We start from the raw sequence: 25,946 nt of genomic DNA on the forward strand, positions 1-25,946 counted from the left end.
CTCCTCAGCGCCGGGCACCGCCCGGCCGGCCCCGACCGCTGCCGGAGGACTGGTGGCCCGCCCGCGCGGCCCGTACCACCGGGGCGTTTCCCGACCCGGGGCGGAAGTCCCGCGCGACGCCGGCGACCATCTCGTCGGGATCGCGACCGAGCTCCTGCCGGATGTGCGGCGGGATCATCTCCGACCGCGCCATCGCCGTCCGGACCTGCACCGAGCGGTCGTCGAGCAGGCGTCGCAGATCCGCCTCGTCCAGCTCGACCGCGAGCACCAGCGCGACGCGGACGTCCACCACCGGGTCCCGGGCGAGCGCGCTGCGCTGGGCGGCGGTGGTGCGCGGGTTACGGGCGAGCCCCTTGCGTACGCGTGCGGTGCGATCGGCCATCAGGGCCGTGATCACGTCGGGGTCGTGGGTGTGGGTGGCGAGCCGTTCCCGTACCTCCGGTGAGACGTCGTCGACCAGCCGCGCGGCCACCTCGGGTTCCAGCTCGCGCGTCTCCGCGAGGAGACCGCGCAGTTCCTTGTCGGGGGCCTCCGCCATCACCCGACGAACCGACTCGTCGCAGGCCGGGTTGCCGGCGACCGCCCAGCGGACCCACCGGTCGGCGTCCTTGACCAGTCGCAGGAGGTTGCCGACCGAGGTCGACGGGTTTCTCGCCACGGCCTCCCGGACGTGCCGGTCGTGGTCCCGGGTCAGCGGTCGCAGCGCCTGCGCCGGCGCGTCGGCGCGGGTCGCGACCGCCTTGCGGACCTCGGCCGACGCGTCGGACGCCAGATCGATGAGGGTCATCTGTGGCGTGGCCGGATCCCGCGCGAGGGCGAGCCGCGCGTCGGCGCCGTCACCGGTCGCGTCGCCGACATGCTTCTGCTTTCCCATGGGCGCCATCATGTCACGGCCCGGTCCGGGAGCCGCGCGCCCCTGACCAGGCCCTTCCTCCTGGGGTCGACGACGCACGACGCCCTCGACCGGCCTATCGGGGTACGGCACGGAACCACGCCTCCCGATCGCCGGGATCGGGCCCGCGCCGGGGCAGCGTCGGCGGCTCCTCCCCGGTGACCGGCGCGTAGTGGTCGAAGGTGGTGGTCAGGACGGCCTCACCACCGGTGAGGTCGGGAAGCGCGGCCACCACCTCCGGGATCCGCGCCGACGGCAGGGTGCCGCTCACGTCGAGGTACCCGCCGGCGACGGCGGTGTGGTGGACGACCGCTCCCCGCCGGCCGAGCAACGCCATCACCGCCTCCACCGCGTGCTGCGGAAGGTTGACGTCGAAGCGCTCGATCGGCTGGCACACCCGGGTGCCGGCCGCGCGCAGCGCCGCGGCCACCACGACCGGGGCGAGGTTGCGGAAGTCCGCCGCCACGGTCGAGATGGACTTGTCGAACTTCTGGTGCGGCCTGCTCTGTCGCGGCCAGTACGTCGAGGCCGTCATGGTGACCGTGCAGTCGGTGACCGGCCAGCCGTGCCGGCCCTGCCGGAACGCGGCCCGTACGCCCTCCTCGGTGGCCGCGACGAAGGCCGGCGGCAGGCGGCCGGGCTCGACACCGGCGCGGAACTCGACGCCGTGCCCGACCGGCGCGGCCTCGATGCGCAACCCCAGGCCCGCCAGGTAGGGGTTGCCGCGCTCACGCACCCGCTCCTCGGCGCAGCCGACGCCGGCGACCCGTTCGATGCAGGCCGTCAGCGTGCCGGAGAAGCGCACCCGGACGCCGTACCGGTCCGCCATGAGGGCGGCCAGCACCTCCTTCTGCACCTCGCCGTGCAGGCGGATCACCGCCTCCGACCGCTGCTCGTCGAGCCGCAGGTCCACCAGCGGGTCCTCGTCGGCCAGCTCGGCCAGGCCGGCGAACATCGCCAGGCGCTGCTCCGGTTGGACCGGCTCGACGACCGCCTGCCGGGTCGGCGGCGGGAACCGGTAGGCGTGCCGCCGCGGCGGGTCCCCGATGTGCTGGCCGATCCGGGCGGACAGGCCGCGCACCGCGGCGATCTGCCCGGCCGACACCGCGGGGCGCACCAGGACGCCGTCCGGCTCGATGACCGCGATCTGGGTGACCGTCTGGGGGCGGGTCCCGGCCAGGCGCACCCGGTCCCGCACGCGCAGCTGCCCGGACCACAACCGCAGCCAGGCCCGCCGGCCCTGGCCGTCCCGGTCGACGGCGAAGACCGTCCCCGCCGGCGGGCCGTCCCGCTCCTCGCCGCGCGGCAGCAGATCGGCGAGGAGGCGGCACAGCTGCCGTACCCCGGCGCCGGTGATCGCCGAACCGCACGCCAGCGGGCTGATCCCGCCGTTGCGTACCGCGTTCCGGATGGCGCGCCGGACGTCGCGCACCCGCACCGGCTCGTCGGTCAGCCATCGCGCCGCCACCGCGTCGTCGATCTCCGCCACGGCCTCCACCACCGGTTCGGCGTCGAGGTCGACGGCGCGTACCCGGGCGTCGCCCGCGCCCTGACCGGCGACGGTGGTGAGCACGACCGGGCGGGCGCCGAGCCGCTGGCGCACCTGGGCCGTGACCCGGTCGACGTCGGCACCGCGGCGGTCCACCTTGTTGAGGAAGAACACCGTCGGTACGCCGATGCGACGCAACGCCCGCCAGATGGCGACGGTCTGCGGCTGGACGCCCTCGACGCTCGACACCACGAGCACGGCGGCGTCCAGCACGGCCAGCGACCGCTCGACCTCCGCGATGAAGTCGGGGTGGCCGGGGGTGTCCAGCAGGTTGACGCGCAGGTCGCCGATCGTGATCGAGGTGACGGCGGCCCGGATGGTGATGCCGCGCCGGCGCTCCAACTCCATCGAGTCGGTCCGTGTGGTGCCGGCGTCGACGCTGCCCAGGTGGGCGACGGCACCGGCCTCGTAGAGCAGCCGTTCGGTCAGGCTGGTCTTTCCGGCGTCAACATGGGCGACGATTCCGAGATTCAACAACGCCAAGGCAGAACTCCACGGTAGGACGGTCCAGGGTCCGGGGCGTGGAATCTGCTCGCATCGTCACTCCTCGTGGTGGTGGTCGGCTCCAGGTTCACATGCCGACGGCGACCGTCGCCACCGATTTCGGCGTCCGGCGACCGGCCCTACGGGCAGTTCGCGCTGGTGCGCCGGACCGTGTACTCGCGGTCGTCGGACGTGATGCCCGACGGCACGCCGTCGAAGTGGGTCTCCACCTTCGCCCGGCCGCGGCGCTGCTCGTAGTGCAGGTGCGGGGCGCCGGAGTTGCCGGTGCTGCCGACGCGCCCGAGCTGCTCGCCACGGGCCACCCGCTGGCCGGCGGTGACCAGCGGCGGCTCCAGCAGGTGCAGGTACTGCGTCTGCCACTTCCCGCCGTGGTCGATCGTGACCCAGTAGCCGCCGCCCCGGCCCTTCGGCCCGTCGGGGTCCTGCGGGGTACGACCGCCGAGCGAGCCGTTGATCCCGGCCACGTCGACCGTGCCGGCGGCGGAGGCCAGCACCGGCCGCCCCCACGCCGCACCGGTGGTCGGGAAGAGGTCGACGTCGTAGTCGTCGTGGCCGGGATAGGTGGACAGCCGCCAGGTCTCGCCGCAGGCCACCGGGAGCTGGAACGCCGGCCGTGGGCCCGGTGGCGACAGCAGCGGCACCACGATCGCCGCGCCGGCGGCCAGCGCCGCGAGGGCGCCGACGGCCGACGCCACGCGGGTCGCCCGGCGGCGGGGATGCTCAGGAGGCTCGGCGGTCACCGTGGGAAGCATGACACGCGCGGCTGTGGATCAGGGCGTCCAGCGCACGCCCGGGTTCACCCGCCCGGACCAGTCGAAGACCGCCATGTTGTCCCACTGGTTCCCGGTGCCGTTGATGTTCGCCGGGTCCCAGCCGTTGCCGCGGACCGCGTACCAGGTCGGTTCCCAGTAGAAGACGCCGACGGCTCCCGCGTTGCGGGCCGTGTTCTGCACCCAGTCGAACTCCTGGGCCTGCCCGGACCAGGTCGCGCCGATGCCGTCGCAGGTCGCGTCGCCGATGGCGTTCGGCTCGCTGTCCGCGTTGTTCCGGGTGAAGGGGTACGCGGTCTCCACGATCACCACCGGCTTGCCGTAACGGCCGCGCAGGTCGACGATGTTGTCGTAGAGGTTCGCCAGGGTGCCGTGCCACATGCAGTAGTAGGACAGCGCGGTGATGTCCCACCGCACGCCCTGGGCACGGATGCCGTCGTAGAACCAGCGGGCGTTGGCGTTGCTGTCGGCGTCCGCGGTGTGGATCATCACCTGGATGCCGCTGCCGCACGCCTTGGTCGCGTCGTAGCCCTGCTTGAGCAGCCCGGCCAGCGGAGCGAAGTCGTTGTTGACGACCTTGCCCTCGTTCCACAGCATCCCGACGTTGATCTCGTTGCCGATCTGCACGCTGTCCGGTGGCGTGCCCTGCCCCCGGAGGCTGGTGCAGACGTCGTAGGTGAAGGCGTACACGTCGGTCCGCAACTGGCTCAGGCCGTGGCCGGCCCAGGCGGCCGGCTTGTACTGCTTGCCCGGGTCGGCCCAGGTGTCGGAGTAGTGGAAGTCGACGAGCACCTTCAGGCCCTTCGCCTTGGCCACCCGCGCCTGGGCCAACAGCCTGCTCTTGTTGTTGTAACCGCTGACCGGGTCGTTCCAGACGCGCAGCCGGACGTAGTTGACGCCGACGGACCTCAGGATGTCCAGCGGGTCACGGGCGACGCCGGCGGCGTCGTAGTAGCGGGCGCCCAGGTCCAGGCTGCGCTGCAACGAGGAGATGTCGGCGCCGCGCATGCCGAGCGTGTTCGCGGCCGCGGCGGGCGCGGGGGCGCCGCCGAGCATCGCGGGTACGGCGAGGACGACGGCCGTGACGGCCCCGATCAGGGCCCGAAGGCGGCGCGGGGGTGTGCTCACGGGACTCCTTCTCACGAGCGCTCAGCCCACGGCGCAGACGGCGCCGTTGAGCGAGAAGCCGGTCGGCGGCGCGTCGCTGGCGCTCCACCGCCCCTGCACGCCGAAGGTCGCGGAGCCGTTCGGCGCGAGGACGCGGTTCCAGTCGACGTTGCGGGCGGTGACGGTGGGGCCGGTCTGGCCGAGGGTGGCGTTCCAGCCCGAGGTGACCTGCTGGTCACCGGGGAAGCCGAAGGTCACGGTCCAGCCGTCGACCGGCGCCGACCCGGTGTTCTGGACCGTCACGGTGGCCACGAAACCGCCCTGCCACTCGGACTGGTTGCGGTAGGTCACCCGGCAGGTCGACGGCGGCGGGGGCGTCGGGGTGGACGTGGTGGGCAGGGTGACCGTGTTGGACGCGATCGACACGTTGCCCACCGCGTCCCGGGCCCGCACGTAGTACAGGTTGGTCAGCGGCGTCGGCGGCGGCAGCGACGCCGTGTACGTCGTCCCCGGCACGGTGGCGACCAGCGTCGAGGAGAACCAGCCGTCGAAGCGGTAGACGTTGTACCCGACCACGCCGACGTCGTCCGTCGACGCCGACCAGGACAGCCTGGCGGTCGAGGCGGTCACCTCGCCCACGGTCAGGTTCTGCGGGGCGCTCGGCGGGGTGGTGTCCGGGCCGGTGTCGGTCACCGGGGTGACCACGGTCAGCGTGTCCGTCGAGGCCGAGCGGTGTCCGAGGCTGTCGCGGGCGGCCACCCGGAACGAGTACTGCCGGCCGGGCTGGAGGTAGTTGGTGATCGTGGTGGTGGTGACGGCACCGACGGCGGCGCTGTAGATGACGTCGTCGAACGCCTGGTAGTAGGTGATGTCGTAGCCGACGACGGCGCAGCAACCGGGCCTGGCGGCGGTCCAGGTGAGGGTGACCGACCCGGTCCGGACCGGGCCGGCGGTCAGGTTCGTGGGCGCGCTCGGCGGGAAGGGCGAGGTGTTCGGCGTGCTGAGCGACACGGTCGGCGTCGGCGGCGCGGTTCCGCTCGGCTCCGCGGCGGACACCGCGACCCCGCCGGGCGCCGGGGCGACCACGGGGTACGCGGCGGGCGCCGCGGTGCCCGCGCCGGCCGCGGGCGCGACGCCCAGGGCGGTGCCGAGCACCGCCGTCGTCAGCGCGACGGCGGCCAGCGGGCCGGGTCGCAGTCGGCGGATCGGCGAGGACGGGGAGACGCCTGTCATGCCTCGACGATGCCGCCAACACATCGATGATCGCCAACGCATCTCACGCCTCGGTCGGCCCCGCCGGACGCTCCCCCGCAGCGGCGGTCAGCGGCGGGCGGTTACGAGGGCTCGACCGCGAACGCCGCCGATCTTCCGGGTCCGGCCGGGCATACTGCTCGCCGGGGCGGGAATGAGCTGATCGTGTCGCCGGCGCACGGAACCCGTCCGCACGCCGCGCTGCCGGGCGTCCTGACGCCGTTCGGCGTCGCGGCGGGCTGCCTGATCGCTCGCCGGGCCGGGGCCGGCGAGGTCGGCACGGCAGCCCGGTGAGCCCGTTCCATGTCCTCACCGACCTGGTCGCCCACTACGGCTACCCGGGCGTGGCCCTGCTCGTGGGCGTGGAGGGCTTCGGCGTTCCCACCCCCGGGCAGACCGCGATCGTCCTCGCCGCCGGATACGCCGCCCACGGCCGGCTGAGCGTCGTCGGCGTGGCGGCCACCGCGTTCCTGGCCGCCGTGCTCGGCGACAGCGTCGGCTACCTGATCGGCCGCTTCGGCGGTCGCCGGCTCGTCCTGCGCCACGGCCGCCGCCTGCGTCTCGACCCCGACCGGTTCGCCCGGCTGGAGGCGGTGATGCGCCGCCACGGCCCGAAACTCGTCGCCGCCGCCCGTTTCGTCGACGGCCTGCGGCAGCTCAACGGCGTCGTCGCCGGCACCACCGGCATGCCCTGGCGGCGCTTCGTGACCTACAACGCCCTCGGCGCCGCCGCCTGGGTCGGGCTGTGGACCACCGGCGGATACCTGGCCGGTGACCACCTGCGCGCGCTCGTCGTGGACCTGCACCGGTTCCAGTGGTACCTGGTCGCCGCGGCGATCCTCCTCACGCTCGCCTACGCCGGGCGGCGGCTGACCCGCCGCTCGGACCGGGTCCGCTGACTCGGCCCGTCGCGCGCCCGGCCGTGGGCGGGTGCCGCCGGCCCCTAGCCGGCGGCATCACTCCCTTAGCCAGGCGTGAGCGGCCCGTGAATGGCCTGCGCCGCGTTCCCCGGCGCCACCAGCGTCGATAGTGTCGAGGCGTGACACCTGTCAGCACGATCCCGCAACCGGCACACCTCCGTGCCGGCCGGAGCGCCGCTGACCCCGGAACCGTTTCTCCGGCACGGAGGAAGCCATGATCGAGTCCATTCTCCCGGCCGCGGTGACGGCCGTCGACACGTTCGTGGACCCCCCGGACGCCACCCTCTTCCACGACGAGGAGGCCGTCATCCGGATGGCGGTCGACAAGCGACGCCGCGAATTCACCACCGCGCGGTGGTGCGCCCGCCAGGCGATGGGCCGGCTGGGCCGGCCACCCGCGCCGATCCTGCCCGGCGCCCGCGGTGAGCCACAGTGGCCGGAGGGCCTGGTCGGCAGCATCACCCACTGCGCCGGCTATCGCGGCGCCGTGGTCGCCGAGCGCGAGAGGGTCACCACCGTCGGCATCGACGCCGAGCCGGACGAGCCGCTCGCCAACGGCATCCTGGCCGCCGTCTCGCTGCCCGAGGAACGCGACCGCATCGCCGTCCTCCAGCACGACCACCCCGCCGTGTCGTGGGACCGGATGCTGTTCAGCGCCAAGGAGTCGGTCTACAAGGCCTGGTTCCCGCTGACCGGGCGCTGGCTGGACTTCGAGGACGCGAAGGTGGTGCTCGACCCGCTCTCCGGCACGTTCACCGCCGGCCTCCTGGTCACCGCGCCGTGGGTGCAGGGCCGCAAGCTGACCGGCTTCTCCGGCCGTTGGCTGGTGCGCAACGGCCTCATCATCACCGCCATCACCGTGCTGGCTCCCACCGTCCCCCGGACGCACCCCGTCGGTCGTCGGGTCGCCACCCGCCGGTCCACCTGAGCCACCACCGGGAACACCACGACGGCCGCGCCCCTCCGGGCGCGGCCGTCGTCGTGGTACGCGCGGTTCAGCCCGCGACGGAGAAGTCGAGGTTGAGGTTGGCCGGCAGGTCGGTGCGGCGGGTCACGTTCAGCTTGCGATAGGTACGGGTGAGGTGCTGCTCGACGGTGCTGATGGTGATGTAGAGCTTCATCGAGATCTCGCGGTTGGTGTACCCCTCCGCCGCGAGGGCCGCGACCCGGTGCTCGGCGTCGCTGAGCATGGCGGCGCCACCGGCCGGGTTCAGCGGCTGGGCGATCGACTCGGACTCGTCCCAGTTCCCTCCCCGGGTGAGCATCTTGAGCAGCGGCTGGGCCTGGGCCTTGTCGGCCAGCGCGCGGGCCCGGCGGGCGATCATGCCGGCGCGGCGGGACTCCCCGAGCACGTGGTAGGCCTCGGTGAGGTCGGCCAGGGCGCGGGCCAGCTCGTACTCGTCGCCGCCGGCGGTCTGCAGATCGACGGCCTGGCGCAGGAACATCGGGCGGTGCCGCAGCTCGCTGGTCGCGGCGAGCAGGCGCATCGCCATCCCGTGCACTCGTGGCGCGTCCTTGCCGCAGCGGGCGAGCTGCTCGTCGACGAGCTTGCGGGCCGGCCCGGGACGGCCCATCCGCAGCAGGGCCTCGGCGGCGTCGGTGCGCCACGGGATCAGGCCGGGAACGTCGAGCTTCCACCGGGCGGCCAGCTCACCGCACTGCTCGAAGTCGCGCAACGCGAACGGAAGCTGGCCGATCGCCAGGCTGTAGCGGCCGCGGGCATGCAGGTAGTGCATGCCGTACCGGGTCTGGAACATCTCCTCGGCGACCGGCTGGTCGAGCTGCTCGCGCACCAGGTCGTAGTCGCCCATCGCGGTGGCCGCGGTGATCAGCGCCGCGAGCGGGCCACCGACCGCGACGCCCCAACTGCTCGGCGGCATGCTCTCCAGCGCCAGGCGGGCGTGCCGGACCGCGGCGGGCAGCTCGCCCAGGCGCAGCGAGATCTCGGCCCGGATCGCGGCCAGCCGGGCGAGCCGGCTGGGCGCCTGCCGGGCGCCGGCCTCCTCGACGAAGGTGTCGCACCAGGGCACGGCCCGGTCCGCGTGGCCGCTGTAGGTGAGCGCGAACAGCGCGCTCTCCACGGTGTCCAGGGTCATCTCGTCGAGCCGGGAGTTGTGCAGGATGCGCTCCACGCCGGCGGCGAGCGGCTCGGACGGCCCGCGGGTGAGCACGGTGGCCAGCGCGCTGGCGGCCTCCAGGCGGTGCCCGGCGGACACGGTCGGGATCGGGGTGGGGGCGAGCGGCACCTGCGGGCGCAGCATCGGGAAGAACGACGGATAGGTGGACCGCAGCAGCGGCCGGGCGATCGCCAGCTCCGTGAGGGTTTCCTGGTCGTGCTCGTCGGCCGACGCGTTGAGCTGCTCGAAGACCGACCGGGCGTCGGCGAACTGGCCGTTCCAGAGCAGCGCCTTGGTGAGCACCAGCGCGTCGCCGCTGCGCAGGAAGCCGTTCTGCATCGCCGCGGTGAGTTCGGGCAGGTAGCCGGTGGACATGCTCGGGTTGATCCGCCAGCCGGCCCGCATCATGGTCGTCATGATCTTGGCGCGGTGCCGGTCGTCGGCGCACGTCTGCCAGGCGAGCCGGAGATAGTCGACGGCGGCGTCCACCCGGCCGGCGCGCAGCGCCTGCCGGGCCGCGTCCTCGAGGACCGGCACCACCCAGGGGTCGTCGGTCTGACCGGCGCGCAGCAGGTGCTCGGCGACCACCTGGCTGACCGCGCCCTCGTGGTAGGCGATCTCCGCCGCGCGCCGGTGCAGCGCGACCCGCTCACCGTCGTCGATCTGGGCCAGCACCGCCTCGCGGGCCACCGGGTGCCGGTAGTCGCCCCGCTGCAGCAGGCCGGCCGCGGTCAGCGCGCGGACCGCCTGGGCGACCTGGGCCGGCTCGAGACCGGTCAGCTTGTCCAGCGAGCCGGCGTCCGGCAGGATCGCCAGCGCCTGGGCGACCCGCTGCGCGCGCTCCTCGGTGCGGCGCAGGCAGGAGACCACGGCCTCGGCGTACTGGCCGCCCGGCACCGGCTCGTTGCCCGGCGCGGCGCCGTCGGCGAGCGCCTGCCGGTGGTCCTCGACCAGACCGCCGACCAGCAACGGGTTACCGCCGCTGAGCTCGTGCCAGCGGGGGGCGAGCCGCGCGGCGTCGTCCTCGCCGAGCGCTTCCGCCGCCATCTCCCGGACGCCGTCCGCGGAGAGGGTGACCAGCGCGATGTGGACGCCGTGCGGCGGCCGGGCGAGGCCGTCCACGTCGAGGACCGGTGCGCCCGACCGCCGGTGCCCGGAGTGGCTGAACAACGCCAGCATCGGCGCGAACCGCACCCGTCGGGCCAGGTACGACAGGCAGACCAGCGACGCGTGGTCGGCCCGGTCCAGGTCGTCGACCACGACGACCAGCGGATAGCGCCGGGACAGCTCGAGCAGCACGGTGCAGAGCGAGTGCACGATCTGCGGGTCGAGGCGGTGCGTGCCGCCGTCGCCGTGGGTGAGGGTCTGCGCGCCCTCGTAGAGGAGGTTCATCGCCCGCCGCCGCTCCTCGTCGACCAGCGGGGCGTCCAGCAGCAGCTGGCTCATCACGCCGAGCGGCAGGTCCTGCTCGGACCGCGACCCGGTGGCGGTGATGGCCAGTCCGTTGAGGTCCACGACGCGGTCGGCGAACGCGTTCAGCAGCTCGGTCCTGCCGGTGGCCACCGGTCCCGTGACGACGGCGACCCGACCCTTTCCGGCGACGGAGGCGGCCAACAGGCCGTCCAGTGTCTCGATCGCCTCGGTACGTTCCACCAAACCCATCTTCTTCACTTCCTTCAGTGCGAGGGGCGCCGTGGGTGGCGCGCTCCAGCGGCATCTCAGGAACCCCCGTGTGGCGTCCAACCCGGCCGCTCTGCCTGGTGGCGACGCTACGGTCGACCACTGTCGTTCGGTTATCCCCCGGCTATCGGTAGGGGCCGACCCCGGAAACGGCGACCGGGTCGCCGCCCATGTGGACGGCGACCCGGCGGAGGAGCGGCGCTCAGACCACGCGGGCGAGGCGGGGCGGGCCGAGCGGCAGGCACTCCGGCGCGGGCGGGGCCGCCGTACGGTTCAGCCGGGCGGCCGCGGACCGGACGGCGGCCGAGACGGCGGACTCCAGGTCGGCGTCGACGCCGACGCCCCACAGCACCTGGTCGCCGGCGCGCAGCTCGGCGTAGACGGCGAGCCCGCCGCAGCCGGTGAGCGCCGTGCCGGTGCGGTGCACGGCGTGGACGTCGATGCCCCACGGCACCAGGCGGTCCCGTACCTGCTCGATCTGGTCCGCGCGGGCCGCGCCCACCTCGAAGGCCGCGCCGTCGACGTGCAGGTAGGCGGGCACCGCGGCGGGCAGCGGCAACGGCACGGAGACCAGCGGACGGGAGACGTACTCGGCTTCGAACAGCTCGGCGATCCGGGCCGGGGCGACCTCGCCGCCCTCCGCGTCGGCGCGCGCCTGCACCAGCGCGGCGAACTCCACCTGCAGGTCGCGGGGCAGGTGGAGACCGAGCAGCGAGCTGACCACGTAGGCCACCCCGCCCTTGCCCGACTGGCTGTTGATCCGCACGACGGTCTCGTAGGTGCGGCCCACGTCCGCCGGGTCGACCGGCAGGTACGGGATCTCCCAGCGCGTCTCGGCGACCGGCACCCCGGCCGCGGCGGCGACCCGCTTCTGCTCGTCGAAGCCCTTCTTGATGGCGTCCTGGTGCGACCCCGAGAAGGCGGTGTAGACGAGATCGCCGCCGTACGGGTGGCGCGGGTGCACCGGCAGCTCGGTGCAGTGCTCCACGGTGCGCCGCACCCGGTTGAGGTCGGAGAAGTCGATGCCCGGGTCGACGCCCTGGCTGAACATGTTGAGCCCGAGGGTGACCAGGTCGACGTTGCCGGCCCGCTCGCCGTTGCCGAACAGGCAGCCCTCGACCCGCTCGGCGCCGGCCAGCATCGCCATCTCGGCGGTGGCGACGCCGGTGCCCCGGTCGTTGTGCGGGTGCACCGACAGGCAGAGGTGCTCGCGGCGGCTCAGCCGGCGGCCCATCCACTCGATCTGGTCGGCGAAGACGTTCGGCGTGGTCCGCTCGACGGTGGTCGGGAAGTTCAGGATGATCGGCCGACCCGCCTCGGGCTGCCAGACGTCCATCACCGCCTCGCACACCTCCAGCGAGAAGTCCAGCTCGGTGTCGTTGAACAACTCCTGGGAGTACTGGAAGCCGAGGTCGCAGCCGGTCAGGGTGCGGTCGGCGTACTTCATGAACAGCCGGGTGCCCTGCACCGCGAGTTCCTTGCACTCGGCCCGGTCCATGCCGAACACGACCTGCCGGAACTGCGGGGACGTGGCATTGTAGAGATGGACGGTGGCGCGGCGGGCGCCGGCGAGACTCTCCACCGTCCGGCGGATCAGGTCGTCGCGGGCCTGCACGAGCACCGAGATGGTGACGTCGTCCGGCACCAGGTCCCGCTCGATGAGCGTACGCAGGAAGTCGTGGTCGTCCTGGCTGGCCACCGGGAAGCCGACCTCGATCTCCCGGTAGCCCATCTCGGTGAGCAGCCGGAACATGATCAGCTTACGCTCGGGGCTCATCGGGTTGACCAGTGACTGGTTGCCGTCACGCAGGTCGGTGGAGAGCCACCTCGGGGCCGAGGTGATGCTCCGGCCGGGCCACGCGCGCTCCGTCAGCGGGACCACGGCCGGTGACCGGTACCGCCGTACCGCACGTCGAAAGGGGTTCACCACGTTCCTCCTCCCTCCGGAGCACCGGCTCAGACCCGGCTGCCGAAGAACATCGAATAGGAATAGGGTGCGAGCAGGACCTGGATCTGGCAGGTGTCGGTCTCGTCCTGCACCCGGAACACCACGGCGACCTCCGGATAGGCGGCGCTGATCCCGAGGCTGGCGAAGTACGAGTCGCTGTCGAAGACGATGCGGTACGCGCCCTGCTCGAGTTCGTCGTCCAGCCAGTCGAGGATCTGACCGTCACTGTCGGTCTCCGCCTGTGAGACGGTTCGCCAACTTTCCCCGCTCGGCCTTTCCAGGCGGGCCCGGACTCCGGCCGCCGAGCGTCCGTAGACGACATCCAACGCTTGCGCAGAGACACTCATCGACTACTCACCTAATTTTCGATCCACGATGCGGGCGCCTGTGGCGTCATCATCGGCACCGCCGTTATCGGCCGGCATTCGAGACGTTATCGGCCGCCGCCGGAGCGGTCGGAGCGCTTCTTAAACACATCGATAAGGAGTCGATGGCGCGGTTCCATAGCGTGGTTTTCATCGAAGCCGCAACCGGCGCAAGTCGGAAGCAAGTCTGAGGAGACAGGATTCCATGCGATTTTTCAACATCCGCACCATCGCCCGCATCTTCGTCGCCGCCGCCGCCGGTGCCGGCTTCGCCCTCGGTGCCGTCAGTCCGGCCAGCGCGGACGGCAACGCGCCGAATCCGCCGGCCCCGCAGGTGCCCGTCGTGGTCGTGACGAACGGGAACTGGCCCTGGGGCTGATCCGCCCGGAAGACCCTCGCGCCGTCGCCGCTCCCCCGGTGACGGCGCCGCTGTCTGCGGGGCCTCAGGAGGCCTTGGAGTCGATGACCACCTGATCGGAACCGGACGCCGCGGTGTACGCCTCGGTGAGCATCGCCAGCACCCGCGACTCGAAGACCGGCGCCTGGATGCTGCGGAACAGGCCGAGCGCCCGGTGCAAATGCACCACCGCCTGTGGCGGTTTGCCGCAGGCCAGCGCCAGCTCACCGAGGCTGAACGCGATCCGCGCCTCGACCAGCCGCTCACCGTTGCTGCTGGCCAGCGACTGGGCGCTGGCCAACGCGGTGCCGGCCTCGGTGTAGTCGCCGCCGCGCAGGTGCGCCAGACCGAGACCGTGCAGGGCGTACGCCTCACCGATCGGATCGCCGAGGTCGTGCACCGCGGCCAGCGCCTCCCCGAACGCCGCCACCGCCTCGGCCGGCTCCCCGGCCTGCAGGTGCGCGTCGCCGAGACGGTGCAGCACCTGTGCCTCGATGCGCCGGCTGCCGGCCTGGCGGCTGAGCTCCAACGCCTGCGGCAGCATGCCCTTGGCGCTGGCGGCGTCCCCCCGCTCCAGCTCGACCTGCGCCAGGCTGTGCAGCACGTACGCCGCGGCGGCCAGGTCACCGCCGTTGCGCAGCACCGCCAGGGCCCGCTCGTAACGTCGGGCCGCCTCGGCGAGGTTGCCGTCCATCCGTTCCAGGTAGGCGATGTTGCGGCTGACCAGTGCCGCGCCCTGGGCGTCGTGCACGCTCTGGAACAGCTCGGCGGCCTCGTCGAGAGTCTGCCGCGCGTCGGCGAACCGCTTCTCGACGATGGCCAGGGACCCGATGGAGTAGAGGATCACCGCCTGCCCGCGCCGGTCCTCGGCCTGCCGGACCGCGGCGAGCGCCACCTGGTGCGTGTCCCGCCAGTCGTTGAGGTAGACCCGCGACTCGAAGAGCGTGACCGCCGTGACGGCCAGGTCCCAGCACAGCTCGACGGCGCCGATCTTCGCGGCCTGCCGCACCGCGGCCACCAGCGACTGCCGCTCGCGCTCGAACCAGTTCAACGGCTCCCGGACCAGGCGGGCAGCGGTGCGCGGTGGCAGTTCCCAGCGCGTCGCCTCGCCGTGGACCTGCAGGTTGTCGTTGCCGTGCAGCTGCCGGTGCGCCACCTCGGCGAGGAACAGCAACGCGCCCAGGACCCGCTCCAGCGCCGCGTTGCGCTCGGCGACCGCCTCCTCGGCGGCGAGCCGCTCCCGGGCGAAGACTCTTATCAGATCGTGGAAGCGGTACTGGCTGTGCAGGCCGGACTCGGTGCCGGTGATCTCCACGAGCTGGGCGTCGGCGAGGTCGTCGAGCAGATCCTGCGCGTCGTCGAGCGACCGGTCGAGCAGCGCGGCGCCCATCCAGCCGGAGAAGACCGGGCAGTCCAGGACGGCGAGCAGCCGGAACAACCGACGCGCGTCCTCGCTGATGTTGTCGTAGGTCATCGAGATGCTGGCCCGGATGCCCATCGCGCCGTGCTTGAGCTCGTCGAGGCGGCGGGACTCGTTCTCCAGGCGGCCGGCGAGCTGCTCCAGCGTCCAGTGCGGACGCGCCGACAGCCGGGCGCCCGCGATCCGCAGGGCGAGCGGGAGCTGCCCGCACAGCTCGGCCAGGTCGGCGGCGGCGTCGGCCTCGGCGTGCACCCGGCCGTCGCCGGCGATGCGTGACAGCAGCTCGATGGAGTGCCGGGCGCCGAAGACGTCGATGTCGACGTGGGTGGCGCCGGGCAGCCCGCCGAGCCGGCTGCGACTGGTGATGATGACGGCGGTGCGCGGGTTGCCGGGCAGCAACGGCAGGACCTGGCTCTCGCTGCCGACGTTGTCGAGCACGACCAGGACCCGGCGGTCGGAGAGCAGCCCGCGGTACATCTCGGCGCGCTCCTCCAGCCCGTCCGGCAGGACGCCGCCGGGCACGCCGAGGGTCCGCAGGAACCGTTCCAGGATCTGCATCGGGCTGACCAGCCGAGACGCCCGGCCGTGCAGGTCGGCGAAGAGCTGCCCGTCCGGATATTGCGGCGCCAGCCGGTGCGAGACGTGCACGCCGAGCGTGGTCTTCCCGATGCCCGGCTTGCCGGCGATGACGATGACCGGCACCGCCAGTTGTCGCGGGTTCTCCACCGACAGGGCCAGCCGGGCCTCGATGTCGTTGACCTGCTGGGCCCGGCCGGTGAAGTCGGCGATGTCGGTGGGCAGCATGCAGGGTGTGGCCGCGGTCAGCGCGGGCGCCGGCGGCGGGTCGTCCTCGGCGGCGAGGATCGGCAGGACGGGCTCTTCGGTGCCCGGCGTCAGGTCGGCGCCCTCGATCGGCACGACGGCCGGCAGCACGCTGTCGGCGAGCTGCTCGGCGACGACGAGCGCCGCCGGGCCGTCCAGGCCGGGGTGGAGGACCAGGCCGGCCTCCGAGGTGTGGATCGACCGCTCGAGGCGCTGCAGCCACTCGCTCGGCTCCAGGCCCAGCTCGTCGATCAGGGTCTGGCGGGCCAACCGGTAGGAGTCGAGCGCCTCCGCCTGCCGCCCGGACCGGTAGAGCGCCAGCATGAGCTGCCCCCGCAGCCGCTCCCGCAACGGATGGGCCAGCACCAGGCCGGTCAGCTCGGCGATCACGTCCCGGTGCCGGCCCAGATCCAGTTCCAGCTCGATGCAGTCCTCGATGACGGTCAGCCGGCGCTCGGCGAACCGGTCGGCGGCGGAGCGCAGCACCTGGCTGTCGATGCCTTCCAGGGCCGCGCCGCGCCACAGCCGGAGCGCCTCGCGGTAGCAGCCGACCGCGTCGTCGCGACGGCCCGCGCCGGTCGCCTCCCGGGCCTCGGCGAGCAGTCGTTCGTAGTCACAGAGATCGATGTGACTGCCGGTCGGGTCGAGCACGTAGCCCTGGTTGCGGGTGATGATGGTGTCGGCCCGGCCGGAGGACGCGAGCAGCCGACGCAGCGCGGACACGCAGATCTGCACCTGGACGCGGGCACTGCTGGGCAGGTGCTCGCCGTAGATCGCGGTCATCAGGCGGCCCACCGGGACCACCCGTCCCGCCTCCAGCACCAGGCTGGCAAGAACGATCTGCTGACGGTGACCGCCGAGGTCGAGGGGACGGCCGTCGACCAGAACCTCGAGCGGTCCGAGCACGCGGTAATCCACGTGCGCCCCCTACGCTCCAGGAAGTGCGGAGCAGGTCACGGCCTCGATGCCCGTAACCTTTCGTTCACCCCGCGATCGCCAGCCGGTAGGGTCGTAGAACAATAAACAAAACTGCCACTTCGTCCACATTGCTCTGGCCCCCAGGTGTCTCCACCGAGCCTACGAAAGCATTCCCGCTGGTGCCAGCCGGGCTGACGATCGCCACCCTTCGGGTCGCGACAAATGGCCGTTCTCCCGATAGTCGCACCGATCGATGCGTTTGCTGCGTCGATTCAGGGCGACTCTTTCGTCCACTCCCTCCGGTTTGATACGCCGGAACGAATTTTGCCAACGCGTACCCCAAAACGCGGATCCGCGCAACGTTCGGGGATTTGCCGGCCCGTGGCCTCAGACGAGCAGGCAGACCGCCGTGCCGGCGGAGAGCGTCTGTCCGATGGCGACGGCCAGGCCGGTCACGACGCCCGGCTTGTGGGCGTGCAACGGCTGCTCCATCTTCATCGCCTCGATGACCGCGACGAGATCCCCCGCGACCACCGTGTCACCCTCCGTGACCGCCAGCTTCACCACGGTGCCCTGCATCGGGCTGGTCAACGCGTCACCGTCGACCACGGCCGGCTGGGCGCGTCCGCCGCCGGCCCGCCGACGCGGCCGCAACGACGGCGCCGCGGACCCGGCCGGCGGCGCCGCCGTGGCGAGACCGGCGAATCCGGCGGGCAGCGTGACCACGTGCCGCCGGCCGTCGATCTCGACCACCAGGCTCGGGCGCTCGAGCGCGGGCGGCGCCGTCGCGCCGCCGGCGAACGGGGGTACGTCGTTGTGCCACTCCGACTCGATCCACCGGGTGTGCACCCGGAACGGCTCGTCGGTGAACGCGGGATCGCGGACCACCGCGCGGTGGAACGGCAGCACCGTCGCCAGCCCGTCCACGACCAGTTCGTCCAGCACCCGCCGGGAGCGCTCCAGCGCCTCGGCCCGGGTCTCGCCGGTGACGATCACCTTGGCCAGCAGCGAGTCGAAGTTCCCACCGACGACGCTGCCCGCCCCGATACCGGCGTCCACCCGCACGCCCGGCCCGTCCGGCCACGTCACCGCCGAGACCACCCCGGGCGCCGGCAGGAAGCCGCGGCCCGGGTCCTCCCCGTTGATCCGGAACTCGATCGCGTGCCCGCGCGCCGGCGGGTCGGCGTCGAACCGCAGCCTCTCACCGTCGGCGATCCGGAACTGCTCGCGGACCAGATCGACGCCGCTGGTCTCCTCGCTGACCGGATGCTCCACCTGGAGCCGGGTGTTCACCTCCAGGAACGAGATCGTGCCGTCCGTCCCGACCAGGTACTCCACCGTGCCCGCGCCGTGATAGCCGGCCGCCCGGCAGATCGCCTTGGCCGAGGCGTGGATCCGGTCGCGCTGGGCGTCGGTCAGGAACGGCGCCGGCGCCTCCTCGACCAGCTTCTGGTGCCGCCGCTGCAACGAGCAGTCGCGGGTGCCGACGACGACGACCGCGCCGTGCTGATCGGCCAGTACCTGGGCCTCCACGTGGCGCGGCCGGTCGAGATAGCGCTCGGCGAAGCACTCGCCCCGGCCGAACGCCGCGACCGCCTCCCGGGTCGCCGACTCGAACAGCTCCGGGATCTCGGCCACGGTCCGGGCGACCTTCAGCCCCCGGCCACCGCCGCCGAAGGCCGCCTTGATGGCGACCGGCAGGCCGAAGCGTTCGGCGAACGCCACGATCTCGGCCGCGTCCCGCGCCGGCTCCGCGGTGCCCGGGACCAGCGGGGCGCCGGCCTGCTCGGCGATGTGCCGCGCCGACACCTTGTCGCCGAGGACCCGGATCGCCGCCGGCGACGGCCCGATCCAGGTCAGGCCGGCGTCGACGACCGCCTGGGCGAAGTCGGCGTTCTCCGACAGGAAGCCGTACCCGGGGTGGACCGCGTCGGCGCCGGCGGTCGCCGCGACGGCGAGCAGCTTGTCGATCCGCAGGTACGACTCGGACGCGGTGTCGCCGTCGAGCGCGTACGCCTCGTCGGCCAGCCGGACGTGCCGGGCGTCGCGGTCGCTGTCGGCGTAGACGGCGACGCTGCGCAGGCCCGCGTCGCGGCAGGCGCGGACGACCCGGACCGCTATCTCGCCGCGGTTGGCGATGAGGACCGTGTGCACGTGTGTCAGCTCCTTTCGGCGGCCCTCAGGGCAGCCGGGCCACCAGCGAGGCGTGGGTCAGGCCGGCGCCGAACCCGGACAGCAGCGCCAGGCCGCCGGACGGCACCCGGCCGGCGCTGACGAGCGCCTCCATCGCCAGCGGGATCGACGCGGCGGAGGTGTTGCCGGAGTGCTCCACGTCGCGCGCGACCACCACGCTCGCCGGCAGACGCAGCGAGCCGGCGATCCGGTCGATGATGCGCACGTTGGCCTGGTGCGGCACGAAGGCCGCCAGGTCGTCGACGGTCAGGCCGGCGGCCCGCACCGCCTCCCCGGCGACCGGCGCCACCTCGGAGATCGCCCAGCGGAAGACCTCCGGCCCGGCCATCCGCATCACCGGCCAGAAGCCCGGGTCGTCGCGGGTGCGGGCCCAGGAGCCCTCGTGGCCGATGACGCCGCTGCGCGCGCCGTCGGCGCCCCAGACCACCTGGTGGATGCCGCGGCTGCCGGACGACTCGACCACCACCGCGCCGGCGCCGTCGGCGAACAGGAAGGCGGTGGACCGGTCCTTGGGGTCGATGATGTCGGTCATCCGCTCCGACCCGATGACCAGCACCCGGCCGGCCGAGCCGCTGCTCACCAGCCCGTCGGCCACGGCCAGCGCCGAGCAGAACCCGGCGCAGGCCGCGCCGAGGTCGAAGGCGGCCGCCCGGTGCGCGCCGAGCAGGTCCGCCACCTGCGGGCCGGCCGCCGGTGACTGGTACAGGTAGGACATCGTCGCCACGATGACGACGTCGATGCTCTCCGCGGTCACCCCGGCGTGGCGCAGCGCGCCGTCGGCGGCCCGCGTCGCCATGCTGACCACGGTGTCGTCCGGGCCGGCGAACCGGCGGCTGACGATGCCCGAACGCTGCCGGATCCACTCGTCGGTCGAGTCGATCGGTCCGCAGATCTCGTCGTTGTGCACGACCCGGGCCGGGCGGTAGGCGCCGACGCCGCGGATCCGGCTGCCGGTCACGAGGCGGACCCGATCCGGGCCAGGGTGCCGTCGAGGTAGGCGGCCCGGCAGGCCCGCCGTTGTACCTTGCCGCTGGTCGTGCGGGGCAGCGTGCCGCGGCGGATGAGCACGACCTCGGCGACCGGGATGCCGTGCCGCGCCTCCACTGTCGCCCGGACCGCCGCGGTGAGCTGCTCGGCCTGGGTGTCGCGCAGGATCCGGCCGTTCACCTCCACCACCACCACGAGGTCCTCGGTGGCGCCGCCGTCGACGGCGAACGCGGCCGAGCACGACGGTTGCAGCCCGGGGGCGCAGGTCTCGGTGGTCTGCTCGAGATCCTGCGGATAGTAGTTGCGGCCGAACCGGATGATCACGTCCTTGAGCCGCCCGGCGACGAACAGCTCGCCGTCGGAGACGAAACCGAGGTCACCGGAGCGCAGGTAGCGCAGCGCCGGGTCGCCGTCGGCGAGCGTCGCCTCGAACGTCTCCGCGGTCTCGACCGGACGCTGCCAGTAGCCCTGCGCCACGCAGGGACCGGACAGCCAGATCTCGCCGATGGTCTCGTCCGGGCAGCGGGTACGGCTGCCCGGGTCGACGATCGTCACCTCGGTCAGCCCGTCGGCCGGACCGCAGCTGACCACCGCTGTCGCGTCCGGGTCGTCCGGGGCGACACCCACGACCTTCCGGTCGGCCAGCGCCGCGGCGGAGAGCCACCGCGCCCGGGGCTGGTCGGTGGACCGGCTGCCCGACACCTTCAACGTGTTCTCGGCCAGGCCGTAACCGGGGCTGATCGACGACCGCTCCAGCCCGTACGGCGCGAACGCCGCGGCGAACCGCTCCACCGTGTCCCACCGCACCGGCTCCGACCCGCTGATCGTCGCCCGTAGGCAGGACAGGTCGAGGTCGGGCCGGGCGTCGACGGCCGCCCGCGCGCACAGCTCGTACGCCAGGTTCGGCGCGGCGGTGTGCGTGCCGCGCAGCTCCGCGATCGCCTCCAGCCAGCCCAGCGGGCGGCGGACGAAGTCGTCCGGCGCCATCAGGTGCGCCGGCGCCCCCGACCACAGCGGCATCACAATGCCGAACAGCAGTCCCATGTCGTGGAAGAGCGGCAGCCAGGAGACCACCCGGCCGTCGTCGGCGAGCGGCCAGCGCCGGGCCAGGTCCTCGGCGTTCGCGCAGAAGTTGCGGTGGCTGACCACGACGCCCTTGGGCATGCCGGTCGAGCCGGAGGTGTACTGCAGCATCGCGACGTCGTCCGGCACGATGATCCGCGGCGACCAGGCCGACGCGGCCTCGTCCGCGACCGTGTCGGTGCACAGCCAGGACAGGCCGGACAGCTCCGGCGCGTCCCCGAACTGCGCGAGGAGCTGGTCCCGGACCGCCGCCGTGGTGAGGATCGTGGTCGCCCCCGCGTCGTCCGCGACCGCCCGCACGCGCAGCAGGCCGCTGCGCCGGTTGGGCACCTTCACCGGAGCGGCGCGCACCCGGGCCAGCTGGGCGCCGAGCAGCGCCCGGGGGAACTCGAGACCGGACGGGTAGAGCATCACCGCCGTCCGCCCGCCGAGGTCGCGGTCGGCCATGGCGGCCGCCCGGGCCCGGGCGGCGATCTCCAGATCGCCGTACGTCAGCTCGTCGTCCCGCGGGCGGCCGGTGGGCCGGACCATCGAGTACGCCACCGTGTCCGGCGTCTCCGCCGCGCGCCGGGCCAGCATCGTGGCCAGGTCGGGCGACGTGGTCGTCGTGATCGTGTCGGTCATGTCGATCCCTCTTCCGCTCCGCGGTGGTGCCGGGTCAGGCGGTGCGCGAACCGGCCCGCACGCCCGCGAGCTGCGTCCGGATGATGGAGAGCACCGCGGCCTGGTGCCGGTTGAGGAAGAAGTGGCCGCCGGGGTAGGTGTGCAGGTCGAACGGCCCGGTGGTGTGGTCCTGCCAGGACCGCACCTCGTCGACCGTGGCCTTGCTGTCGCTCTCGCCGGTGAACGCGGTGATCGGCGCCGACAGCGGCGGGCCGGGCGCGTACCGGTAGGTCTCCGCGGCCGTGTAGTCGGCGCGGATGGCCGGCAGGATCATCCGTAGCACCTCGTCGTCGCCGAGCAGGCCGCCCTCGGTGCCGCTGAGCCGGCGCACGTCGGCGATGAGGCCGCGGTCGTCGAGCTGGTGCACCCGCTCGTCCCGGACCCGCGACGGCGCCCGCCGGCCGGAGGCGAACACCACCGCCGGGGTCACCCCGTCCTGGAGCTCCAGCAGGCGTGCCACCTCGAAGGCGAGGCTCGCGCCCATGCTGTGCCCGAACAGGGCCAGCGGCCGGTCGGTCCGTGGGCGCAGCACCGCGTGCACCCGTCGGGCCAGCTCCGGCAGGTCCCGCACCAGCGGCTCGTGCCGGCGGTCCTGCCGGCCCGGGTACTGGATCGCCAGCACCTCGACCTCGGGCGCCAGGGCCCGGGACACCGGGAAGTAGTAGCTCGCCGAGCCACCGGCGTGCGGCAGGCACACGAGCTGGACACTGCCGGGCGCGGCCGGGTGGTACTCCCGGATCCACAGGCCCGCGTCGTCGTCGGTCATGCTGGTCGCCCCTCACGTCGGCCGGGCCCCGAGGCGGGACCCGCGATGTGAGACGAGGATCCTCACGCGCCGACAGCGGGCGCAAGAGATCCGGAACTGCCTCGGCGCAGTCTCGGGTCAGTAGGGGGCGGCCTACGGGTTACCGCACCGCACGCCCGCCCCGAGCATGGACAGGTGTGGCGCATCCGTGCCTTGCCACCCGCTTGGGAGTAGACATGATCGAGGTCAACGAACTGCGCAAGTCGTACCGGATCCGCTTCGGGCGGAAGACCATCGACGTCGACGCCGTGCGTGGTGTCAGCTTCGACGTCCAGAAAGGACAGGTGCTCGGCCTGCTCGGCTCGAACGGCGCGGGCAAGACCACGACGATCCGGATGCTCACCACCCTCATCCGGCCGGACAGCGGCAGCGCCGTCATCGCCGACGCCGATCTCGCCACCGAGGCGGCCGAGGTGCGCCGGCGCATCGGGTACGTCTCGCAGGGCGGGTGCACCGCGGACAACTCGACCGCCCGCGAGGAGCTCATCCTGCAGGCCCGCATGTTCGGCATCGGCAAGGCCGAGGCCCGGGAGCGGGCCGCGCGGGCGCTGGAGACGTTCAAGCTCACCGACTACGCCGACCGGCGGTGCAAGACCTACTCGGGCGGCCAGCGGCGGCGGGTGGACATCGCCATGGGCCTCATCAACGAGCCCCGGGTGCTGTTCCTGGACGAGCCGACCGCCGGTCTCGACCCGGCCGGCCGGGCCGACATCCGCGGCGAGATCGAGCGCCTGCGCGCCGACGGCATGACCGTGCTCGTCACCACCCACTACCTCGAGGAGGCCGACGCCCTGTGCGACCGGGTGGCCATCGTCGAGAAGGGACAGGTCGTCGCGGAGGGCACGCCGGAGGAGCTGAAGCGTCAGGTCGCCGGCGACGTGGTCACGCTCGGGCTGAACGGCAGCACCCCGGACGCCGAGAAGATCATGACCGGGGCCGCCTACGTGACCCGGCTCGAATCCACCGACGACGGCCTGCGCCTGTTCGTCGACTCCGGCAACCGGGTGCTGCCGAAGATCCTGCACGACCTCGACGACGCCGGCATCGTGCCGGACACGATCGAGGTGCACCGGCCGTCGCTCGACGACGTCTTCCTGGCCAAAGCCGGCCGCTCGCTCACCGCAGCCTGAAAGGGGGCCCGCCGCCATGAACGTCGCCCGCGGCACCTGGCTGGTGTTCCACCGCCAGATCAGCCAGATCATCCGCAGCCCGATCTGGATCTTCCTCAGCATCCTGGATCCGCTGGTCTACCTGTTCCTGTTCGCGCCGCTGCTCCAGCGGGCGCTGAACGCGCCGACGTCCGGGGCGGCGTACACGACGTTCGTGCCCGGCCTGCTGGTGCTGCTGGCCATCTTCGGCGGCATGTTCGCCGGCTTCAACATGCTCGTCGAGCTGCGGGCCGGCATGATCGAGCGGGCCCGGGTGACGCCGATGAGCACGATGGCGCTGCTGCTCGGCCGCTCCCTGAAGGACGTCGCGAACCTGCTGTTCCAGGCCGCCATCGTGACGGTCACCGCGATGCTGTTCGGGCTGACCGTCCGCCTGCCGGAGCTGCTGCTCGGGTTCCTGCTGGTCGGCATGATCGCGCTCGGCATGTCGGCGCTGTCCAACGGGGCGGCGCTGAAGCTGAAGACCGAGGGCATCCTGAGCCCGCTGATCAACACGGTGGGACACCCGCTGCTGATGCTCTCCGGCATCCTGCTACCGCTGGCGCTGGCCCCGGTGTGGCTGCAGAACGTGGCCGACTTCAACGTGTTCTCGTGGGTGGTCCGGGGCATGCGCGAGCTGTTCGCCGGGCGCCCGGAGACGCCCGTGGTCTGGCAGAGCTTCGCCATCCTGACGGTCCTGACCACCCTCTCGGTCGTCTGGGCGTCGCGTCAGTTCGCCCGCAGCATCCGGTAGCGCACCGGACCGGAAGAGGCCGCCACGCCGACGGGGCGTGGCGGCCTCTCCGCGTGGCGGCGGTCAGAGCGGGATGTTGCCGTGCCGCTTCGCGGGCAGCTCGGCCCGCTTGTGTCGCAACGCGCGCAGCGCGCGGGCAACCTCCAGGCGGGTCTGCGACGGGCGGATCACCCGATCGACGTAGCCCCGCTCGGCGGCGATGTACGGCGAGTCGAACAGCTGCCGGTACTCCTCGGTGTACTTGGCCAGCAGGCGCTCGCGGTCGGCGCCCTCGGCGGTGGCCAGCGCCTTGCGGTAGAGCATCAGCACCGCCCCGCCCGCGCCCATCACCGCGATCTTCGCGGTCGGCCAGGCGAGGTTGATGTCGGCGCCCAGGTGCTTGGAGCCCATCACCGCGTAGCCCCCGCCGTACGCCTTGCCGACCACCACGGTCACCAGCGGAACGGTGGCCTCGGAGTACGCGTACAGGAGCTTCGCGCCGTGCCGGATGATGCCCATCCGCTCCTGCTGTACGCCGGGCAGGTAGCCCGGCACGTCGACCAGGGTGAGGATCGGGATCCGGAACGCGTCGCACATCCGCACGAAGCGGGCCGCCTTGACCGACGCGTCCAGGTCGATCGCGCCGGCCAGGTGGCCGGGCTGGTTCGCGACGACGCCGACCGAGCGCCCCTCGACCGAGGCCAGCGCGCAGATGATGTTCGGCGCGAACGACTCCTGGAACGGCAGCAGCGAGTCCTCGTCGACGACCCGCTCGATCAGCTCGACCATGTCGTACGTGCGGTTCGCCGAGTCCGGCATGATGCCGTCGAGGTGCCGGTCGCGGTCGGTGACCTCGGGCGCGCCGGCGTGCGCGAACACCGGCGGCTCGTCGAGGTTGTTGCTGGGCAGGTAGCCCAGGAGGTCACGGACCCAGGCGATCGCGGCCGGCTCGTCGTCGGCCACGTGGTGCACGTTGCCGGCGACCTCGCTGTTGGTCTCCGCGCCACCCAGCTCGTCGCGGGTGGTGCGCTCCCCCATCACCGCGGCGACCACCTCGGGACCGGTAACGAACATGTACGACGTGTCGCGCACCATCACCGTGACGTCGGTCATCGCCGGTGAGTACACCGCGCCGCCGGCGCACGGCCCCATGATCAGCGAGATCTGCGGGATCACCCCCGAGGCGAGCACGTTGCGGCGTCCGATCTCGGCGTAGTGTGCCAGCGAGAGCACGCCCTCCTGGATCCGGGCGCCTCCGGAGTCGTTGATGCCGACGACCGGGCAGCCGATCTTCATGGCCAGGTCCATGAGCTTCATGACCTTGCCGCCGCACGCCTCGCCCATGCTGCCGCCCAGGATCGTGAAGTCCTGGGAGAACGCGCAGACCTGCCGGCCGTCGACGGTGCCGTAGCCGGTGATCACCCCGTCGCCGTCCGGCCGGTCGCCGCTCATGCCGTACTCGGTGCACCGGTGCCGGACGAACTCGTCGAGCTCCACGAACGAGCCGCTGTCGAAGAGCAGGTCGAGCCGCTCACGCGCGGTGAGTTTGCCCTTCTGGTGCTGCTTCTGCCGGGCCCGGTCCTCGGCCGTCTCCACCACCTGCCGGTGCCGGGCGTCCAGGGCGGCGATGCGCTCGGCGGTGGTGGGCTCCGTTGCTGTCTGCTCAGGCATCAG

Annotated in this window: 20 protein-coding genes; 6 read left to right on the forward strand and 14 right to left on the reverse strand. The window is 72.9% G+C overall.

The window, feature by feature from the left end:
• Positions 1–4: 4 nt before the first annotated feature.
• From O7598_RS17440 to O7598_RS17460, 5 genes are all read right to left on the reverse strand, one after another.
• Positions 5–874: a hypothetical protein gene (locus tag O7598_RS17440; protein ID WP_269692394.1), complete on the reverse strand. Its 870-nt coding sequence runs from the start codon at positions 872–874 to the stop codon at positions 5–7.
• Positions 875–968: 94 nt separating this feature from the next.
• Complete coding sequence (locus O7598_RS17445; RefSeq protein ID WP_269692395.1) at positions 969–2,915, reverse strand: elongation factor G; 1,947 nt, start codon at positions 2,913–2,915, stop codon at positions 969–971.
• A gap of 149 nt (positions 2,916–3,064) precedes the next feature.
• Complete coding sequence (locus tag O7598_RS17450; RefSeq protein WP_269692396.1) at positions 3,065–3,697, reverse strand: M23 family metallopeptidase; 633 nt, start codon at positions 3,695–3,697, stop codon at positions 3,065–3,067.
• 18 nt (positions 3,698–3,715) lie between these two features.
• Positions 3,716–4,843: a glycoside hydrolase family 53 protein gene (locus O7598_RS17455; RefSeq protein ID WP_269692397.1), complete on the reverse strand. Its 1,128-nt coding sequence runs from the start codon at positions 4,841–4,843 to the stop codon at positions 3,716–3,718.
• Between the two features lie 21 nt (positions 4,844–4,864).
• Positions 4,865–6,055 (reverse strand): cellulose binding domain-containing protein, encoded by a 1,191-nt coding sequence (locus O7598_RS17460; RefSeq protein ID WP_269692398.1) that lies wholly within the window; start codon positions 6,053–6,055, stop codon positions 4,865–4,867.
• Between the two features lie 183 nt (positions 6,056–6,238).
• Here O7598_RS17460 and O7598_RS17465 point away from each other — a divergent pair, with 183 nt between their 5' ends.
• The 3 genes from O7598_RS17465 to O7598_RS17475 all read left to right on the forward strand — a co-directional run bounded on the left by O7598_RS17465 (position 6,239) and on the right by O7598_RS17475 (position 7,921).
• Entirely contained in the window at positions 6,239–6,367 is a 129-nt protein-coding gene (locus O7598_RS17465; protein WP_269692399.1) for a hypothetical protein, read from the forward strand.
• Positions 6,364–6,972: a DedA family protein gene (locus O7598_RS17470; RefSeq protein ID WP_269692400.1), complete on the forward strand. Its 609-nt coding sequence runs from the start codon at positions 6,364–6,366 to the stop codon at positions 6,970–6,972. The genes O7598_RS17465 and O7598_RS17470 overlap by 4 nt, the downstream gene beginning before the upstream one ends.
• Positions 6,973–7,207: 235 nt before the next feature.
• On the forward strand, positions 7,208–7,921 hold the full coding sequence (locus O7598_RS17475; RefSeq protein ID WP_269692401.1) for a 4'-phosphopantetheinyl transferase family protein: 714 nt from the start codon (positions 7,208–7,210) through the stop codon (positions 7,919–7,921).
• 67 nt (positions 7,922–7,988) lie between these two features.
• Here the strand turns inward: O7598_RS17475 and O7598_RS17480 are convergent, their stop codons facing one another.
• From O7598_RS17480 to O7598_RS17490, 3 genes are all read right to left on the reverse strand, one after another.
• A complete protein-coding gene (locus O7598_RS17480; protein WP_269692402.1) occupies positions 7,989–10,772 on the reverse strand; it encodes a helix-turn-helix transcriptional regulator in 2,784 nt (927 codons plus the stop codon).
• 220 nt (positions 10,773–10,992) lie between these two features.
• Positions 10,993–12,717 carry a 2-isopropylmalate synthase gene (locus O7598_RS17485; RefSeq protein ID WP_269692403.1) on the reverse strand — a complete coding sequence of 575 codons (1,725 nt, stop codon included), beginning with the start codon at positions 12,715–12,717 and terminating at the stop codon, positions 10,993–10,995.
• A 29-nt stretch (positions 12,718–12,746) separates the two neighbouring features.
• Positions 12,747–13,085 carry a hydroxyisourate hydrolase gene (locus O7598_RS17490; protein ID WP_269692404.1) on the reverse strand — a complete coding sequence of 113 codons (339 nt, stop codon included), beginning with the start codon at positions 13,083–13,085 and terminating at the stop codon, positions 12,747–12,749.
• Positions 13,086–13,308: 223 nt separating this feature from the next.
• On the opposite strand from O7598_RS17490, the gene O7598_RS17495 reads away from it, so the two are divergent.
• Positions 13,309–13,482 (forward strand): hypothetical protein, encoded by a 174-nt coding sequence (locus tag O7598_RS17495; RefSeq protein ID WP_269692405.1) that lies wholly within the window; start codon positions 13,309–13,311, stop codon positions 13,480–13,482.
• 64 nt (positions 13,483–13,546) lie between these two features.
• Here the strand turns inward: O7598_RS17495 and O7598_RS17500 are convergent, their stop codons facing one another.
• From O7598_RS17500 to O7598_RS17520, 5 genes are all read right to left on the reverse strand, one after another.
• The gene (locus O7598_RS17500; protein WP_269692406.1) at positions 13,547–16,648 is read right to left on the reverse strand and encodes an AfsR/SARP family transcriptional regulator; all 3,102 of its coding nucleotides are present in this window, start codon (positions 16,646–16,648) and stop codon (positions 13,547–13,549) included.
• A gap of 399 nt (positions 16,649–17,047) precedes the next feature.
• Positions 17,048–18,814 (reverse strand): acetyl/propionyl/methylcrotonyl-CoA carboxylase subunit alpha, encoded by a 1,767-nt coding sequence (locus O7598_RS17505; RefSeq protein WP_269692407.1) that lies wholly within the window; start codon positions 18,812–18,814, stop codon positions 17,048–17,050.
• Between the two features lie 25 nt (positions 18,815–18,839).
• Entirely contained in the window at positions 18,840–19,811 is a 972-nt protein-coding gene (locus O7598_RS17510; RefSeq protein WP_269692408.1) for a beta-ketoacyl-ACP synthase III, read from the reverse strand.
• The gene (locus O7598_RS17515; RefSeq protein WP_269692409.1) at positions 19,808–21,547 is read right to left on the reverse strand and encodes a fatty acyl-AMP ligase; all 1,740 of its coding nucleotides are present in this window, start codon (positions 21,545–21,547) and stop codon (positions 19,808–19,810) included. The genes O7598_RS17510 and O7598_RS17515 overlap by 4 nt, the downstream gene beginning before the upstream one ends.
• Positions 21,548–21,581: 34 nt before the next feature.
• Positions 21,582–22,352 (reverse strand): thioesterase II family protein, encoded by a 771-nt coding sequence (locus O7598_RS17520; protein WP_269692410.1) that lies wholly within the window; start codon positions 22,350–22,352, stop codon positions 21,582–21,584.
• Between the two features lie 215 nt (positions 22,353–22,567).
• On the opposite strand from O7598_RS17520, the gene O7598_RS17525 reads away from it, so the two are divergent.
• Complete coding sequence (locus tag O7598_RS17525) at positions 22,568–23,521, forward strand: ABC transporter ATP-binding protein (RefSeq protein WP_091064528.1); 954 nt, start codon at positions 22,568–22,570, stop codon at positions 23,519–23,521.
• A 16-nt stretch (positions 23,522–23,537) separates the two neighbouring features.
• Positions 23,538–24,293, forward strand: coding sequence for an ABC transporter permease (locus tag O7598_RS17530; protein WP_269692411.1), 756 nt, complete (start codon positions 23,538–23,540; stop codon positions 24,291–24,293).
• A gap of 63 nt (positions 24,294–24,356) precedes the next feature.
• On the opposite strand, the gene O7598_RS17535 is transcribed toward O7598_RS17530, so the two are convergent.
• A complete protein-coding gene (locus O7598_RS17535) occupies positions 24,357–25,943 on the reverse strand; it encodes an acyl-CoA carboxylase subunit beta (RefSeq protein WP_269692412.1) in 1,587 nt (528 codons plus the stop codon).
• Positions 25,944–25,946: the final 3 nt, after the last annotated feature.

Source organism: Micromonospora sp. WMMC241 (genome assembly GCF_027460165.1).
Classification (GTDB): domain Bacteria; phylum Actinomycetota; class Actinomycetes; order Mycobacteriales; family Micromonosporaceae; genus Micromonospora; species Micromonospora humi.

Bases quoted from the DNA above. Each gene is read 5' to 3' on its own strand.
- O7598_RS17440 (WP_269692394.1), bottom strand. From the start codon at position 874: ATGGGAAAGCAGAAGCATGTCGGCGACGCGACCGGTGACGGCGCCGAC.
- O7598_RS17450 (WP_269692396.1), bottom strand. From the start codon at position 3,697: ATGCTTCCCACGGTGACCGCCGAGCCTCCTGAGCATCCCCGCCGCCGG.
- O7598_RS17460 (WP_269692398.1), bottom strand. From the start codon at position 6,055: ATGACAGGCGTCTCCCCGTCCTCGCCGATCCGCCGACTGCGACCCGGC.
- O7598_RS17475 (WP_269692401.1), top strand. From the start codon at position 7,208: ATGATCGAGTCCATTCTCCCGGCCGCGGTGACGGCCGTCGACACGTTC.
- O7598_RS17480 (WP_269692402.1), bottom strand. From the start codon at position 10,772: ATGGGTTTGGTGGAACGTACCGAGGCGATCGAGACACTGGACGGCCTG.
- O7598_RS17490 (WP_269692404.1), bottom strand. From the start codon at position 13,085: ATGAGTGTCTCTGCGCAAGCGTTGGATGTCGTCTACGGACGCTCGGCG.
- O7598_RS17495 (WP_269692405.1), top strand. From the start codon at position 13,309: ATGCGATTTTTCAACATCCGCACCATCGCCCGCATCTTCGTCGCCGCC.
- O7598_RS17515 (WP_269692409.1), bottom strand. From the start codon at position 21,547: ATGACCGACACGATCACGACGACCACGTCGCCCGACCTGGCCACGATG.
- O7598_RS17520 (WP_269692410.1), bottom strand. From the start codon at position 22,352: ATGACCGACGACGACGCGGGCCTGTGGATCCGGGAGTACCACCCGGCC.
- O7598_RS17525 (WP_091064528.1), top strand. From the start codon at position 22,568: ATGATCGAGGTCAACGAACTGCGCAAGTCGTACCGGATCCGCTTCGGG.
- O7598_RS17530 (WP_269692411.1), top strand. From the start codon at position 23,538: ATGAACGTCGCCCGCGGCACCTGGCTGGTGTTCCACCGCCAGATCAGC.
- O7598_RS17535 (WP_269692412.1), bottom strand. From the start codon at position 25,943: ATGCCTGAGCAGACAGCAACGGAGCCCACCACCGCCGAGCGCATCGCC.